The 15,431-nt window shown below is 71.7% G+C and carries 12 protein-coding genes; 11 read left to right on the forward strand and 1 reads right to left on the reverse strand.

Annotated features, from left to right (window positions below; genetic code table 11):
- The 11 genes from ACIQTP_RS15820 (at window position 1) to moeZ (ending at window position 13,617) form a co-directional block, all read left to right on the forward strand.
- Complete coding sequence (locus ACIQTP_RS15820; RefSeq protein WP_403400184.1) at window positions 1-1,635, forward strand: DUF3152 domain-containing protein; 1,635 nt, start codon at window positions 1-3, stop codon at window positions 1,633-1,635.
- Between the two features lie 68 nt (window positions 1,636-1,703).
- Window positions 1,704-1,796: an Ms4533A family Cys-rich leader peptide gene (locus tag ACIQTP_RS15825; protein WP_312639156.1), complete on the forward strand. Its 93-nt coding sequence runs from the start codon at window positions 1,704-1,706 to the stop codon at window positions 1,794-1,796.
- 178 nt (window positions 1,797-1,974) lie between these two features.
- A complete protein-coding gene (locus ACIQTP_RS15830) occupies window positions 1,975-3,693 on the forward strand; it encodes an ABC transporter substrate-binding protein (protein ID WP_403400187.1) in 1,719 nt (572 codons plus the stop codon).
- Window positions 3,694-3,697: 4 nt separating this feature from the next.
- A complete protein-coding gene (locus tag ACIQTP_RS15835; protein WP_403400189.1) occupies window positions 3,698-4,777 on the forward strand; it encodes an ABC transporter permease in 1,080 nt (359 codons plus the stop codon).
- Window positions 4,774-5,772, forward strand: a complete 999-nt coding sequence (locus ACIQTP_RS15840; protein WP_402035511.1) for an ABC transporter permease — start codon at window positions 4,774-4,776, stop codon at window positions 5,770-5,772. Before ACIQTP_RS15835 ends, ACIQTP_RS15840 begins: the two co-directional genes overlap by 4 nt.
- Window positions 5,769-7,349: a dipeptide ABC transporter ATP-binding protein gene (locus ACIQTP_RS15845; RefSeq protein ID WP_403400191.1), complete on the forward strand. Its 1,581-nt coding sequence runs from the start codon at window positions 5,769-5,771 to the stop codon at window positions 7,347-7,349. Before ACIQTP_RS15840 ends, ACIQTP_RS15845 begins: the two co-directional genes overlap by 4 nt.
- Window positions 7,350-7,538: 189 nt before the next feature.
- Entirely contained in the window at window positions 7,539-9,281 is a 1,743-nt protein-coding gene (locus tag ACIQTP_RS15850; protein WP_403400192.1) for a DUF3492 domain-containing protein, read from the forward strand.
- Window positions 9,281-10,522 (forward strand): hypothetical protein, encoded by a 1,242-nt coding sequence (locus ACIQTP_RS15855; RefSeq protein ID WP_403400194.1) that lies wholly within the window; start codon window positions 9,281-9,283, stop codon window positions 10,520-10,522. Before ACIQTP_RS15850 ends, ACIQTP_RS15855 begins: the two co-directional genes overlap by 1 nt.
- A gap of 156 nt (window positions 10,523-10,678) precedes the next feature.
- Complete coding sequence (locus ACIQTP_RS15860; protein ID WP_168495319.1) at window positions 10,679-11,638, forward strand: NAD(P)-dependent oxidoreductase; 960 nt, start codon at window positions 10,679-10,681, stop codon at window positions 11,636-11,638.
- Entirely contained in the window at window positions 11,626-12,375 is a 750-nt protein-coding gene (locus ACIQTP_RS15865; protein WP_403400196.1) for a spherulation-specific family 4 protein, read from the forward strand. The genes ACIQTP_RS15860 and ACIQTP_RS15865 overlap by 13 nt, the downstream gene beginning before the upstream one ends.
- Window positions 12,376-12,438: 63 nt before the next feature.
- Window positions 12,439-13,617: an adenylyltransferase/sulfurtransferase MoeZ gene (gene moeZ, locus ACIQTP_RS15870; protein WP_095852712.1), complete on the forward strand. Its 1,179-nt coding sequence runs from the start codon at window positions 12,439-12,441 to the stop codon at window positions 13,615-13,617.
- Between the two features lie 224 nt (window positions 13,618-13,841).
- On the opposite strand, the gene ACIQTP_RS15875 is transcribed toward moeZ, so the two are convergent.
- Window positions 13,842-15,389 carry an alpha/beta hydrolase gene (locus tag ACIQTP_RS15875; RefSeq protein ID WP_403400198.1) on the reverse strand — a complete coding sequence of 516 codons (1,548 nt, stop codon included), beginning with the start codon at window positions 15,387-15,389 and terminating at the stop codon, window positions 13,842-13,844.
- Window positions 15,390-15,431 lie beyond the last annotated feature (42 nt).

A 15,431-nucleotide genomic window follows, 5' to 3' on the forward strand; every position in this document is an offset into this window, starting at 1 on the left:
GTGGGACGTCACAGTCGCCGGGGGCGGGCCGGTAAGAGCGACACGGGGGAGATGCCGAGGGTTCCGGCACCCGGTGCCGCACCGGGCACGGCTCAAGGGGTGGCGCCGGGTACGGGTCCGGTGGCGCCCTCGCCGCAGGGGGCCACGCGCGGCCCCCTGGGCCCACAGCCACCGGGGCCTCGGCGCCCCACGCCGAGCGGCACCCCGCTGCCCGGAGCTCCCCGCCCCCAGGACGGCACGCCGGCCCACGGTGTGCCTCGCTATCCGGACGGCACGCCGGCCCATGGCGTCCCGCGGATGGTGAACGGGACCCCGTCGCAGGGCGTTCCGCGACTCCAGGACGGGACTCCGGCGCATGGTGTGCCTCGGTATCCGGACGGGACGCCGGCCCACGGTGTTCCGCGGTTCGCCGATGGGACGCCCGCGCGCGGCATCCCCCGTACGACCGGCGGTACGCCCGCTCGTGATGTGCCCCGGTCGCCGGACGGCACCCCCGCGCGTGGTGTGCCCCAGGCGCGTGCGGGACATCCCGAGCAGCGTGAACCCGGCGGTGGCTGGGGCGCGTTCAGGGGCGGCCCGCGGACAGCGGGGGCCGCTGGCGGCGGGTCTCAGGTCATGCCGCAGGGGGCGCCACATGGCATGCCCCAGGGGGCACCCGGACCGCGCATCCCCCGGCAGCGGCAGGAGGCCGACGCCGGGCTCGGACCCGGCCCGGGGCTCCGGCAGGCCTACGTCGACGCCTTCGACGAGAGCGAGGGCGAGAGTGAGAACGAGAACGGGGGCAGGGCCGGGAGCGGCGGGCCGGGGACCGAGGAGGCGGAGAGGGGCAAGGGCGTCAAGGGGCGGGCGTTCACCGGAATCGCCGCGGCCGCCGTCACCACCGTGCTCGCCGTAGTGGTGGCCGGACAGGTGGCCGCCGGCCGGCACGACGCCACCGCGCAGACGCAGTCCGCCGGCGGTGGACTGGACGCCCGCGCTTCCGCCTCGCCCGGGGGCACCGGGCCGACCCCCTCCGTGGCACCGAGCGCGACACCGCTGACGTACGACCAGAAGATGGGTGTGAAGTACGCGCTCAGTGCCACCCTGAAGGCCTCGGGGAAGTTCGACGCCGTCCCCGGGTTCGACAAGGCGCCCGGAAAGGGGCAGAAGTACACATACCGGGTGGATGTGGAGCAGGGCCTCGGCCTCGACGCCGCCCTCTTCGCGCAGGCCGTCCAGAAGACGTTGAACGACAAACGGAGTTGGGCCCACAGCGGCGCCCGTACCTTCGAGCGGGTCTCCTCCGGCAAGTCCGACTTCGTGATCACGCTGGCCAGCCCCGGCACCACCGCCGAGTGGTGCGCCAAGTCCGGGCTGGACACGACCGAGGACAACGTGTCGTGCGACTCGGCCTCCACCGAGCGGGTGATGATCAACGCGTACCGCTGGGCGCAGGGCTCCAAGACCTACGGTGACGCGATTCACCCGTACCGGCAGATGCTCATCAACCACGAGGTCGGCCACCGTCTCGGATACGGCCACGTCACCTGCGACAAGGACGGCGAGCTCGCGCCCGTCATGCAACAGCAGACCAAGTTCCTCGACCATGACGGAATCCACTGCCGGGCCAACCCCTGGCCCTATCCGGGGAGTTGACGGAGGGTTCGCGGGGGGCCACTGGGGCCACGTTGACATGCTCCGAAAGTTCGTTCATATTTCTGCGCATGTGGTCTAGTCATGCTGTCCGTCGCGCCGCCATCGAGCTGGCGCTGATTGGCGTGACCGCGCTCTGCGTGGCAGACATCCACTGTCGCTGACGCCCGCCCTTGGCGTGTGCGTCGTGCTTCCGCTTCCGTCGTGACCGTAGGTGACCGTATTGGTCACTTGTTTCCGACTTCGCGACCTTTTTTGACGACCTGGCGCCGGGGCAGACGTCCGTTCACTTTCGTCTCACTCCTCGTCAATCCGTCTCATCATTCGAGAGGTCGTCTTCCGATGCGTCAACCGTCCGTCATAGCCCGCCGCGTGGCCGCGGCATCCGTCACCCTGGCCGTGGCAGCGGGCGCGGCCGCCTGCGGGCCGAAGGACAACGATGCCAAGGGCGCCGGTGGCGACTCCAAGCCCCAGAAGGGAGGCACGCTCACCGTCCTCAACGCGGGCCCGCAGGAGGACTTCGACCCGGCGCGCCTCTACACCTCCGGCGGCGGCAACGTCCCCTCCCTCGTCTTCCGTACGCTGACCACGCGCAACCGCGAGAGCGGCGCCGCCGGCGCCAAGGTCGTCCCCGACCTCGCCACCGACACCGGCCGTCCGAGCGAGAACGCGACCGTGTGGACGTACACCCTGAAGAAGGGCCTCAAGTACGAGGACGGCACGCCGATCACCTCCGCCGACATCAAGTACGGCATCGAGCGCTCCTTCGCGGCCGAGCTCTCCGGCGGCGCCCCCTACCTGCGGGACTGGCTGATCGGTGGCGCCGACTACCAGGGGCCGTACAAGGACAAGAAGGGCCTCGCCTCGATCGAGACCCCGGACGACCTGACCATCGTCTTCCACCTGAACAAGCCCGAGGGCGAGTTCCCCTACCTCGCCACGCAGACCCAGTTCACGCCCGTCCCGAAGGCCAAGGACAACGGCACGAAGTACGAGCAGCACCCGATCTCCTCCGGCCCGTACAAGGTCGTCAAGAACGAGAACGACGGCGAGCGGATCACCCTGGAGCGCAACCCGTACTGGTCCGCGGCGACCGACGCCGAGCGCAAGGCCTACCCGGACAAGATCGACGTACGGTCGGGCCTGGACTCCTCCGTGATCAACCAGCGGCTGTCCTCGTCCCAGGGCGCGGATGCCGCCGCCGTCACCACGGACACCAACCTCGGGCCGGCCGAGCTGGCCAAGGTGACGGGTGACAAGGCGCTGGCGGCACGCGTCGGCACCGGGCACTTCGGCTACACCAACTACATCGCCTTCAACCCGAAGGTGAAGCCGTTCGACGACCCGAAGGTGCGGCAGGCGATCGCGTACGCCGTCGATCGTTCGTCGGTGATCAACGCGGCGGGTGGTTCGTCGCTGGCCGAGGCCGCGACCACGTACCTGCCGAACCAGAAGTCCTTCGGCTACACGCCCTACGACCACTTCCCGGCGGGCGCGTCCGGCAACCCGGCCAAGGCCAAGGAGCTGCTGAAGGAGGCGGGTCACCCGAACGGGATCACCGTCACCCTCACGCACTCCAACGACAAGGACTTCGAGACCAGCCCGGAGATCGCGACCGCCCTCCAGGACGCCCTGAAGAAGGCCGGTATCACGGTCAAGCTCCAGGGCCTGGAGATCAACGACTACAAGGACAAGATCCACAGCGTCAAGACCGAGCCGGGCTTCTTCCTCGCCCACTGGGGTGCCGACTGGCCCTCCGGCGGCCCCTTCCTGGCCCCGATCTTCGACGGCCGCCAGATCGTCAAGGACGGCGCGAACTTCAACACCGGCTTCCTCAATGACAAGTCCGTCAATGACGAGATCGACGCGATCAACAAGTTGACGAATCTTGACGAGGCCGCCAAGCGCTGGGGCGCACTGGACAAGAAGATCGGCGAGCAGGCCCTGACCGTGCCGCTGTTCCACCCCGTCTACAAGCGCCTGTACGGCAGCGCGGTCAAGAACATCGTGATCAGCGACTGGACCGGCGTGCTGGACATCTCCCAGGTCGCGGTGAAGTAGCGCCGTGAGCGAGGCAATCGTCGCCTCTCAGGTCCCCGGGACGGACCTCGCGTCCGTCCCGGGGGTCTCGGGGGCCCGTCTGTTCTGGCGGCGGCTGCGCACGCAGCGCGCCGCCCTCGTGGCGGCGGCCGTCGTCGCGCTGCTCGTCCTGCTCGCGCTCGCCGCGCCGCTGCTCACGGCGATCGAGGGCCAGGACCCGACCACCTACCACCCGTCCCTCATCGACTCGGCGCGCGGCGGTGTGCCCGTGGGCTCGTTCGGCGGCGTCAGCGGCGACCACTGGCTCGGCGTCGAACCGCAGACCGGCCGCGACCTCTTCGCCCGGCTCGTGTACGGCGCCCGGGTCTCGCTGGGAGTCGCGCTGGGGGCGACCGTCGTACAGGTCCTCGTCGGTGTCGTGGTCGGCGTCGCGGCCGCACTCGGCAACCGATGGATCGATCAACTGCTGAGCCGGATCACCGACATCTTCGTCGCGATGCCGTTGATGATCATGTCGCTGGCCCTGCTGGCGATCGTGCCCAGCAGCTTCCCGCGGCCCTTGCTGGTCGCGCTCGTCATCGGCCTGATCGCCTGGGGCAACACCGCGAAGATCGTGCGCGCCCAGACCCTCACCCTCAAGGGGCTGGACTACGTCTCCGCCGCGCGGCTCAGCGGCTGGAACACCTGGCACATCGCCCGCCGCGAACTCCTGCCCGGACTGGCCGCCCCCGTCATCACCTATGCCGCGCTCCTCGTGCCGATGAACATCTCCACCGAGGCGGCGCTCTCCTTCCTCGGCGTCGGAGTGAAGCCCCCGACGCCGTCCTGGGGGCAGATGCTCACGGCCGCCAATGTCTGGTACCAGGCGGCTCCGCAGTACCTGCTGCTGCCCGCCGGGGCGCTCTTGGTGACCGTGCTGGCCCTGACCGTCCTCGGCGACGGCGTCCGCACGGCCCTGGACCCGCGCGCGGCCTCGCGCCTGCGCGTCGGTACGGGCCGCAAGCGGGAGGCCAAGGCGGACGCGAGCACCAAGAAGGCAGCGGCGGAAGCGGGCGCCAAGAAGGCCGCGCCGGACGCGAGCGCCAAGAAGGAGGCCAAGGCATGAGCGGCTTCGGAGGATTCGTCCTGCGCCGCGCCGTCGGCACCGTGATCACCCTGCTCGCCATCTCGGTGATCGTCTACGTCGTCTTCTACGCCACCCCCGGCAACGTCGCCCAGATCACCTGCGGCCCGCGCTGCTCTCCGGAACAAGTGCACCAGGTCGCCCAGCAGCTGAGGCTCGACGACCCCCTGTACGTGCGCTACTGGCACTTCCTGCAGGGCATCCTCGTCGGCCAGGACTTCTCCACCGGCACCTCGGTGGAACACTGCTCGGCGCCCTGTCTGGGCCTGTCGTACCAGGGCGACACCCAGGTCACCCAGCTGATCCTGGCGAAGCTGCCGGTCAGCCTGTCCCTCGTGTTCGGCGCGATGGTGCTGTGGCTGATCCTCGGCGTCGGCACCGGCATCCTCTCCGCGTGGCGGCGCGGCCGGCTCACCGAGCGCGTGCTGACCGGGATCACCCTCGCGGGCGTCGCCACGCCGGTCTTCGTGATCGGCCTGGTGCTCATGATCGTCGTCTGCGGCCAGCTGCAACTGCTGCCCTTCCCGCAGTACGTCAGCCTCACCGACGACCCCGAACAGTGGGCCTGGAACCTGCTGCTGCCCTGGCTCTCCCTCGCCCTCATCGAGGCCGCCGCGTTCGCCCGGCTGACCAGGGCCGCGATGCTGGAAACCCTCGCCGAGGATCACATCCGGACCTTCCGGGCGTACGGCGTCGGCGAGCGGTCGATCATCGGGCGGCACGCGCTGCGCGGGGCGTTCGCGCCGATCATCGCGCTGAACGCCAACAACGTCGGCTCGGCGGTCGGCGGCGCGGTGCTCACCGAGACGCTCTTCGGACTGCCCGGCATCGGACAGGAACTGGTGCACGCGGTGAACGTCGTCGACCTGCCGGTGGTCGTCGGCATGGTCCTGGTCATCGGCTTCTTCGTGGTCATCGCCAACGCCGTCGCGGACGTGCTGTACGCGGTGGCCGACCGACGGGTGGTGCTCGTATGAGCTTGGTGGACGTGACGGATCTGTCGGTCGGGTTCGGGCCACTGCGTGCTGTGGACGGCCTCTCCTTCAGCCTGGAGCAGGGCGCCGCCCTGGCGCTGGTCGGCGAGTCCGGCTCGGGCAAGTCCACAGTCGCCTCGGCCCTCCTGGGGCTGCACCGCGGCACGGGAGCCGATGTCGGCGGCTCGGTGCGCGTGGCCGGCATCGACGTACAGGAGGCGTCCGACGCCGAACTGCGGCGGCTGCGCGGCGGGAAGGCCGCCATGGTCTTCCAGGACCCCCTGTCGTCCCTCGACCCGTACTACGCGGTCGGCGACCAGATCGCCGAGGTGTACCGGGTGCACGTGAAGGCCTCCCGGCGCGCGGCACGCGCGCGGGCCGTCGAGGTGCTCGACCGCGTGGGCATCCCGGACGCCGCGCGCCGGGCGCGCTCGCGCCCGCACGAGTTCAGCGGCGGTATGCGCCAGCGCGCGCTGATCGCGATGGCACTGGCTTGCGAACCCGACCTGCTGATCGCCGACGAGCCGACCACGGCCCTCGACGTGACCGTCCAGGCCCAGATCCTCGACCTGCTGCACACCTTGCGCGAGGAGACCGGAATGGGCCTGCTCCTCGTCACGCACGATGTGGGCGTCGCCGCCGAGAGCGTCGACGAGATCCTGGTCATGCGGCATGGGCGGGCCGTCGAGCATGGGCTCGTCGGCGCCGTCCTGGGGGCGCCCGCGCAGGCGTACACCCAGGAACTCCTCGGCGCGGTGCCCCGCGTGGACGCGCCGCGCACCGGCTCCGAGGCGACGGAGGAGGTCGTTCTCGAGGCGAGCGGCCTGCGGCGCGAATTCGGGCGCGGCAAGCGGGCGTTCGCGGCCGTCGACGACGTGTCGCTGACGATCCACCGGGGCGAGACCCTCGGGATCGTGGGTGAGAGCGGCAGTGGCAAGACCACCCTGGGACGGATGCTCGTGGGGCTGCTGGAGCCCACGGCGGGGGAGATCAAGCCCGGCGGAGGCGTGCGTCCGGACGTTCAGATGGTCTTCCAGGACCCCGTCTCCTCCCTCAACCCGCGCCGCAGCGTGGGCGAGTCGATCGCCGATCCGCTGCGCGCCCGCGGGGAAGACGAGGAGGGGCGCATTCGGGGGCGCGTACGGGAACTGCTGGAGCGCGTGGGGCTCGAAGCGGCGCACTACGACCGCTACCCGCACGAGTTCAGCGGCGGACAGCGCCAGCGCGTCGGCATCGCCCGGGCGCTCGCCGCCGACCCGCGGGTCATCATCTGCGACGAACCGGTCTCCGCGCTCGACGTCACCACCCAGGCCCAGGTGGTCGCCCTGCTCGCCGAACTGCAGCGGGAACTCGGGCTCGCACTCGTGTTCGTGGCGCACGACCTCGCGGTCGTCCGCCAGGTCAGCGACCGGGTCGCGGTGATGCGACGCGGCCGGATCGTCGAGTACGGGCCCGCCGACGAGGTGTACGAGTCGCCCCAGGACCCGTACACCAAGCAGCTGCTGGCCGCCGTACCGGCACTGGATCCTGCGGTCGCGACAGAGCGACGGACGGCCCGGAGGCAGCTGACGGCGGCGTGATGCAACGTGACTGCTTGATCTCGTAGCGCGACGGAACGCGACCCGCACGGGAAAGTTACGACCGTTCACCCCTTTTGGTGGCGCGATGGACAACCGTCCGTCGCGCCACCGCCATGTGCGCATACGTTCTTCCCGCTGCGAGCCGCCGGGTCAACGGCGGCTCCCCATAGGGAGATCGGGGGTGCACTGGTGCGCATCGGACTGCTTACGGAGGGTGGCTATCCGTATGTGAGCGGTGACGCCAGACTCTGGTGCGACCGGCTCGTGCGCGGGCTCGGGCAGCACGAGTTCGACATCTACGCGCTCAGCCGCAGCGAGCGGCAGGAGGACGAGGGCTGGATCCAGCTGCCGCCGCAGGTCAGCCGGGTGCGGACGGCTCCGCTGTGGACGGCCGAGGACGACGGCGTGGTACACGGGCGACGGGCGCGCCGGCGGTTCGCCGAGTGCTTCGGGGAGTTGGCGGCGGCGGTGTGTGCCGCACCGGCGGTCCTGGACGGCTCGGAGGCCGCCGGCGGACCCACCGCGGTGGAGGCCTCTTGCGGAGTGGAGGCGGACCGTTTCGGCAGTGCGCTGTACGGGCTCGCGGAACTAGCGCGCGACGAGGGCGGGCTGGTCGGGGCGCTGCGCTCCGAGGGGGCCGTGCGCGCCCTGGAGCGCGCCTGCCGTGCGCCCGGCGCACTGCGCGCCGCGCGTACCGCGCGCGTGCCCGACCTGCTGTCCGTCGCCGCCCACGTCGAGCGCGCCCTGCGCCCCCTCTCGCTGGACTGGTACGAGGACGACGGGCTCGGCTCGGTCGACCTCTGCCACGCGGCGGCCGGCGGCGAGGCCGCCCTGCCCGGCCTGCTCGCCCTGCACTTCGCCGGGGTGCCGCTGCTGGTCACGGAGTACGGCGTACAGCTGCGGGCGCACTACCTCGCCTCCTCCGCCGCCGAGGAGTCCCCCGCGGTACGGGCGCTGCTCGCCGCCTTCCACGGCGCGCTGGCCGCCGAGGTCTACCGCCGGGCCACGCTCATCACGCCCGGCAACACCCATGCGCGCCGCTGGCAGGAGCGCTGCGGCGCCGACCGCGCCAAACTGCGCACCGTCTACCCCGGCATGGAGGCCGCCCGCTTCGCGGAGGTGGGCGAGCGGGCCGACGGCTCCGGATGCGCGGACCCGGACAGCCTGGTCTGGGTCGGCCGCATCGAACCGGCCAAGGACCTGATCTCACTGCTGCACTCCTTCGCCGAGGTGCGCAAGGAGGCGCCGAAGACCCGGCTGCGGATCGTCGGCGCGCCCGCCGACGGACCGGAGGGCGCGCTGTACCTGGCCCACTGCAAGGCGCTGGCCGCCCAGCTCTTCCCCGACGAGGCGGAGGGCGTGCACGCGGTCGGCGACAACCCGGTGTCCTTCGAGGAGATCGGCGGCCCGGAGGTCCCGAGCCTCGCGGAGGCGTACGCGTCCGGCGCCGTGGTCGTCCTCTCCAGCGTCGTCGAAGGCTTCCCGATCAGCCTCGTCGAGGCCATGTTCTGCGCCCGCGCCACCGTGTCCACGGACGTCGGCGCGGTCGTCGAAGTCATCGGCGGTACGGGGCTGGTGGTGCCGCCGCGCAATCCGCGGGCGCTCGCCGAGGCGTGCGTGGCCCTGCTGCGCGACCCCGAACGGCGTGCACGCCTGGGCGCGGCGGCCCGCGCGCGAGCCCTCGAACTCTTCACGGTCGAGCAGAACATCACGGCATTTCACGGCATTTACCTGGAGATCGTCTCGCGCTCCCCGGTCCGGCGGCTCGTCGTGGACGGCGCTGGAGACCCCCTGCCGTTCGGCGTGCCGGCCGAGGCCCACGTACCCGGCCGGTGGACCGAGGCCCGCCTCGTGGCCACGGGACGCCCGCGCTGGGCGGCGGGGGCACCGGTGCGCGCCACAGCTCCGCTGCCCGCGAGGGAGGGCGCGTGATGAGCGAACTCGTACGGGACGCATCGGGCGGTGCACGCGGCGACTCCGGGGATGACCCGGAGGCCGACTGGGGGAGCGACTCGGGGGGCGACGCGGGGCGCGACTCAGGACGCGACTCAGGACGCGACTCGGGGGGCGCGCGGAAATCCCTCGGCAGTGGTCGCCGCGGCGCCGTGGACCCCGTGAAGGCGCTGATGCACCGGCATCGTGAACTCTGCGAGCGCGCCGTCGACCCCCTGGAGATCGCGGCGGGCCTGGAGGCGCACGGGGTGACCGACCGCACCGCCGCACGGTTCCGGCACCGGGACGTGTTCTCGCTCGCCGAGGAGATGTACGCGCGCGTGGCCCGCGACGCGGACCCGGCGCCGCGGCCCGTGGCCCCCGAACACCCCGGCGCGCGCGCCGGCTGGGCCGTGCTCTCCCTGCTGCCCGGCGCCCTGTACGCGGCGACCGTGGCCGGGCTGCGGCTCACCGAAGGGCAGCCGCGCCTCGCGGTCGCCGCCGCCGGCACCCTCGCCGTGACGCTCGGCCTGCGCGCCGCGCTGCGCCGAGGCCCCCTCAGCACCACGCACCGCACGACGAGCGGCACCCGTGCCTGGACCTGCTGGCTGATCGCGTACGCCCTGCTCGGCGACGGACTGCTGAGCGTCGGCATCGAAGGCGGCCCCGACGGCCCCTGGCCCCCGGCCACCGCACCCGTGCTGGCCCTCGCCCTGGCGTGCGCCCCCGCCGCCTGGTGCGCCCACCTCTTCACCGTGGGCGCCCGCCGCAAACTGACCGCGAGCCGAGGCCTGGAGGAGTTCGCCGTCTCTGTGCGGCCCCTGCTCCTGGGGGTGTTCGCCCTGTTCCTCTGCGCCCTGGGCGCCCTGCTCGCACTGTGCCGGGAGGCGCCGAGCGAGCCCGGCGCCTACAACGGGTCCGGGGCGTACGCCGGAGCAGGCGCCCTCGGCGCGCTGCTCCTGCTCGCGCGCCTGCTCACGACACGCGGCTTCACCCACGCCCCGGCCGTCGTCCTCGGCGCCGCGGGCGCGGCCGAAGTGACCGCACTCACCACGGTCTTCGCGGCCCGCCTGCCCGGCTGCTCGTTCGTCGCCACCCCCGTCGAGACCGTCGCCGACGCCTGGGGTCCGGGTGCCGTCCCGGCACTGGCGTGCGGCGCCGCCGCGCTCGTCCTCCTGATCCACGCGACCCGCACCCTGACCCGGGCCTCGGCCCACGCCACACCGGGCGGGACGCCATGAGCCGCGACCGGCGCCCGAGGGTCCAGCCCTCGCGCCGGGCGCACCCTCCCGCGGGGCCGACACCGCGGGCGCTCCGTCCGACCCACGGCACCACCCCGAAGGAGAACGCCAGATGATCACCTCCCGAACCGGAGAATCCGCCCCGGGAGCCGCCCGATGAGGGTCCTGCTGATCGGAGCCAACGGATACCTCGGCCGTTTCGTCGCCGACAGACTGCTCGCCGATCCGGCCGTGCAGCTCACCGCGCTCGGCCGGGGCGACGACGCCGACGTACGGTTCGACCTCGCCTCGGGCAGCCCCGGCGCCCTCACCCGCTTCCTGGACGCGGTGCACCCCGGGGTCGTCATCAACTGCGCGGGCGCCACCCGCGGCGGAGCCCGCGAACTGACCCGGCACAACACCGTCGCCGTCGCCACCGTCTGCGAGGCCCTGCGGCGCAGTGGCTGCGGCGCCCGCCTGGTGCAGATCGGCTGCGGCGCCGAGTACGGGCCCAGCCAGCCAGGCTCCTCCACGGCCGAGGACGCCGTACCGCGCCCCGGCGGCCCGTACGGCGTCAGCAAGCTCGCCGCCACCGAACTGGTCCTCGGCTCCGGCCTCGACGCCGTCGTCCTGCGCGTCTTCTCGCCCGCGGGCCCCGGCACCCCCGCCGGATCTCCGCTCGGCCGCCTCGCCGAGGCTCTGCGCCGCGCCATGCAGTCCGGCGACGGCGAACTCAAACTCGGCGGACTCGGCGTCCAGCGCGACTTCATCGACGTCCGCGATGTCGCCCGCGCCGTGCACGCCGCCTCGCTCTCCGCCGCGCAGGGCGTCATCAACATCGGTTCGGGTCGCGCCGTACGTCTGCGCGACGCCGCCGCCGTCCTCGCCCGGGTAGCCGGCTACGGGGGCACGCTGCACGAACTCGACGGCCCGCCCGGACCCATGAGGTCGTCCATCGGCCACCCACGCACCGAACCGGATCACGGGGCACCGGTCGCCTACCCCTACCCGGACGGCTGCGGCAGCTGGCAGCAGGCCGATGTGCGCACCGCACGCGACCGACTCGGCTGGCGGCCCCGGATCAACCTCGAGGAATCCCTCGCCGACATCTGGATGGAGGCGGCATGCCGTATCTGACCAGCGCAGCGACGGACATCGCGAGCACGGACTTGAGGGTCGGCCTCGGCGTCCCCGGCTATGCGCACCCCCTCGTCGCTCCGGCCGAGTGGGGCGAACTCACCCGCCCCGGCACCCCCGTGCACTGGGCCGTCCTCAACGTCGCCAACGGTCCCGGCACCCGCCCCGACCCGCACTGCCTGGAGGCCGCCGGCCGACTCCGCAACGCGGGCGTGCGCGTCCTGGGACACCTGGACGTGACGTACGGCGCACGCGCCTTCGCCGAAGTGATCTCCGACGCACACCGGTATCTCGACTGGTACCGGGTCGGCGGGTTCCTCCTGCACCGCTGCCCCACCGAGCGCGCCGCGCTCCCCGAGGTCCGCCGGGCAGCCACCACGCTCCGCACGCTCCTCGACGACGCGCACCTCGTCCTCGGCCACGGCACCCACCCCTACCCCGGCTATGCCGAAAGCGCCGACCAGCTGGTGACCTTCTCCGGCACCTGGAGCGACTACCGCTGGTCGCAGGTGGCCGAGTGGACCGCCGACTATCCGCCCGAGCGCTTCTGCCACTTCGTGCACGGGATACCGCGCGGCCATCTCGACGAGGCGCTGCGCATCGCCCGCTGGCAGGGCGCCGCCACGATCTACTTCACCGACCGCACGGATCACGGCGGACGGGTCGACCCCTGGGAGACGATGCCCGGCTACTGGGACGAAATCGTCTCGCGGATCGGAACGGGTGTCTCGGAATGAAGAAGGGCGTGGCAGTGTTACGGGGAGAACAACTGTAGTGATAGACCGACCAACGGAGTCCCCGTGTCGCTGCCACCCCTGGTTGAGCCAGCTGCTGAGCTCACCGTAGACGAGGTCCGCAGGTACTCCCGCCACCTGATCATCCCCGACGTGGGCATGGACGGGCAGAAGCGGCTGAAGAACGCCAAGGTGCTGTGTGTGGGCGCCGGCGGCCTCGGATCGCCGGCGCTGATGTACCTGGCCGCCGCGGGCGTGGGCACGCTCGGCATCGTGGAGTTCGACGAGGTCGACGAGTCGAACCTGCAGCGCCAGATCATCCACAGTCAGGCGGACATCGGCCGCTCCAAGGCCGAGTCGGCCCGTGACTCCGTGCTGGGCATCAACCCGTACGTGAACGTGGTCCTTCACGAAGAGCGGCTCGAGGCCGAGAACGTGATGGACATCTTCAGCCAGTACGACCTGATCGTCGACGGCACGGACAACTTCGCGACCCGCTACCTGGTCAACGACGCGTGCGTCCTGCTCAACAAGCCGTACGTGTGGGGCTCGATCTACCGCTTCGACGGCCAGGCCTCCGTCTTCTGGTCCGAGCACGGTCCCTGCTACCGCTGCCTCTACCCGGAGCCCCCGCCGCCGGGCATGGTCCCCTCCTGCGCCGAGGGCGGCGTGCTGGGCGTGCTGTGCGCGTCCATCGGCTCCATCCAGGTCAACGAGGCGATCAAGCTTCTCGCGGGCATCGGTGAACCGCTCGTCGGCCGCCTGATGATCTACGACGCACTCGAGATGCAGTACCGCCAGGTCAAGGTCCGCAAGGACCCGGACTGCGCGGTCTGCGGCGAGAACCCCACCGTCACCGAGCTCATCGACTACGAGGCCTTCTGCGGCGTCGTGTCCGAGGAGGCCCAGGAGGCGGCGGCCGGCTCGACGATCACTCCCAAGCAGCTCAAGGAGTGGATCGACGACGGCGAGAACATCGAGATCATCGACGTCCGCGAGATCAACGAGTACGAGATCGTCTCGATCCCCGGCGCCAAGCTGATCCCGAAGAACGAGTTCCTCATGGGCACCGCCCTGGAGACCCTTCCGCAGGACAAGAAGATCGTCCTGCACTGCAAGACGGGTGTCCGCAGCGCGGAGGTCCTCGCCGTGCTGAAGTCCGCGGGCTTCTCGGACGCGGTGCACGTCGGCGGCGGCGTGATCGGCTGGGTCAACCAGATCGAGCCGGAGAAGCCGGTGTACTAGGCGCCGGTGTACCAGGCGTACGGCCTTTCGGGAGGGGCTCGGCACCGCGCGTGCCGGGCCCCTTTCCGTCGGCCGGTCCCTCGTGGGCCGGGGTTTTGCCGGCCAGTCGTCCGTGCGTCGGGTCTTCGCCGGCAGGGTAGGCGTCGAGCGGGTGCGCGTCGAGCGGGCGCTCGGCGGCCGGGTGGGCCCGGGTGCAGGACCGAGCCCGTCCACCGCAGCCGCCACTACGACGCGCAGACCTTCCCGTCCTTCGGCACCGTCCCGTCCAGCAGATAGCTGTTCACCGTGGAGTCGACACACTCGCTCCCACTCGCGTAGGCGCCATGGCCCTCGCCCTTCCAGGTGAGCTCCACTCCGACGCCCTTGCCCAGCTCGTCGGCCATTCTGCGGGCGCCCTCGTACGGAGTCGCGGGGTCCCCGGTGTTTCCGACGATCAGGATGGGCGCGGCTCCCGGCGCGCTGACCTCCGGGTTGTCGTACTGGCCGGCGACCGGCCAGTCGTGGCACCACCCCGCGGTGTCCCAGCCCATGAAGTCCCCGAAGACGGGCGAGATCTTCTCGAACTCGGGCAGCAGCTTCTTCGTCTCCGCGGGAGTCGGCCGCTGCTTGTCGTCCAAGCACGATATGACCCGTTGGGAGTGGGTCGTCGTGCCGTAGTGCCCCGAGGAATCGCGGTCGTTGTAGCCGTCGGCGAGGGCCAGCAGTCCCGAACCGTCACCGCCCTCGGCGCCCTTGAGCGCGTTGGTCAGGCGGGGCCAGCCCTCCTTGCTGTACAGGGGCAGGACGATGCCGGTGAGCGCCAGCGTCTGGGTGAGCTTGCGGCCGTCGGCCGTCGGCAGGGGGTTCGCGTCGATGCGGTTCAGCAGGTCCACGATCTTCTGGGATCCCTGCTTGGGGTCCTGGCCGGTGGACTTGAGGTAGTCGTCCAGGGCGCGCTGGAAGCCCAGGGTCTGGTTCTTGGCGTGGCCGACCGTGTCGGCACTCGGGTCGACGACGGCGTCCAGCACCAGACGGCCCACGTCCTTGGGGAACAAGTGGGCGTACACGCCGCCGAGTTCGGTCCCGTACGAAAAGCCGAGGTAGTGCATCGTCCCGTCGCCCAGGACCTGGCGCATCAGGTCCATGTCGCGGGCCGTGTCGGTCGTGGAGACGTGTGACAGCAGCTTTCCGGCGGCCTTCGCGCAGCCCTTGCCGAAGTCGGCGGCGTCCTTGAAGTACGCGGTCTCCTCGGCCGCGTCGTCCGGGGTGGCGTCCACGGACTCGGCTGTCTGGATCGCCTTGTCGCTGCGGCAGCGCACGCCCTCGCTGGCGGCGACGCCGCGCGGGTCCCAGCTCACCAGGTCGTAGCGCTCGTGGAGCGGGCCGACGACACTCTCGTACGACGGCATCGTGTCGACGCCCGAGCCGCCGGGGCCGCCGAAGTTGAACAGGAGTGATCCGATGCGCTTGCTCTGGCCGCCGGTCGCCTTCGAGCGGATCAGCGCCAGGCCGATCGTCTCGCCGTCCGGCTTCGCGTAGTCCAGGGGCACCTTGAGTGTCGCGCACTGCCAGCCGCTGCCCGGCGCGGAGGAACCCTTGCAGCGGCCCCAGTCGGGCTTCTGCGAGGTGAGTGAGGCGGGCAGCCCCGAGGTGGTGCCGGAGGAAGGCGCCCCGGCGGACGGCCGACCGCTGTTCTTCCCCTCGTCCTTGCCGCCCCCCGACGAGCCGCTGCCGCAGCCTGCCACCAGCAGCGCGGCGGCCGCCGCGGCCGTCCACCGTGCGAAACGCGTCATGAAATTCCCCCCTCGCCCGCGGCCCGCCGGATGTCGCGGATC

This window comes from Streptomyces sp. NPDC090798, from assembly GCF_044768965.1.
Lineage (GTDB): Bacteria > Actinomycetota > Actinomycetes > Streptomycetales > Streptomycetaceae > Streptomyces.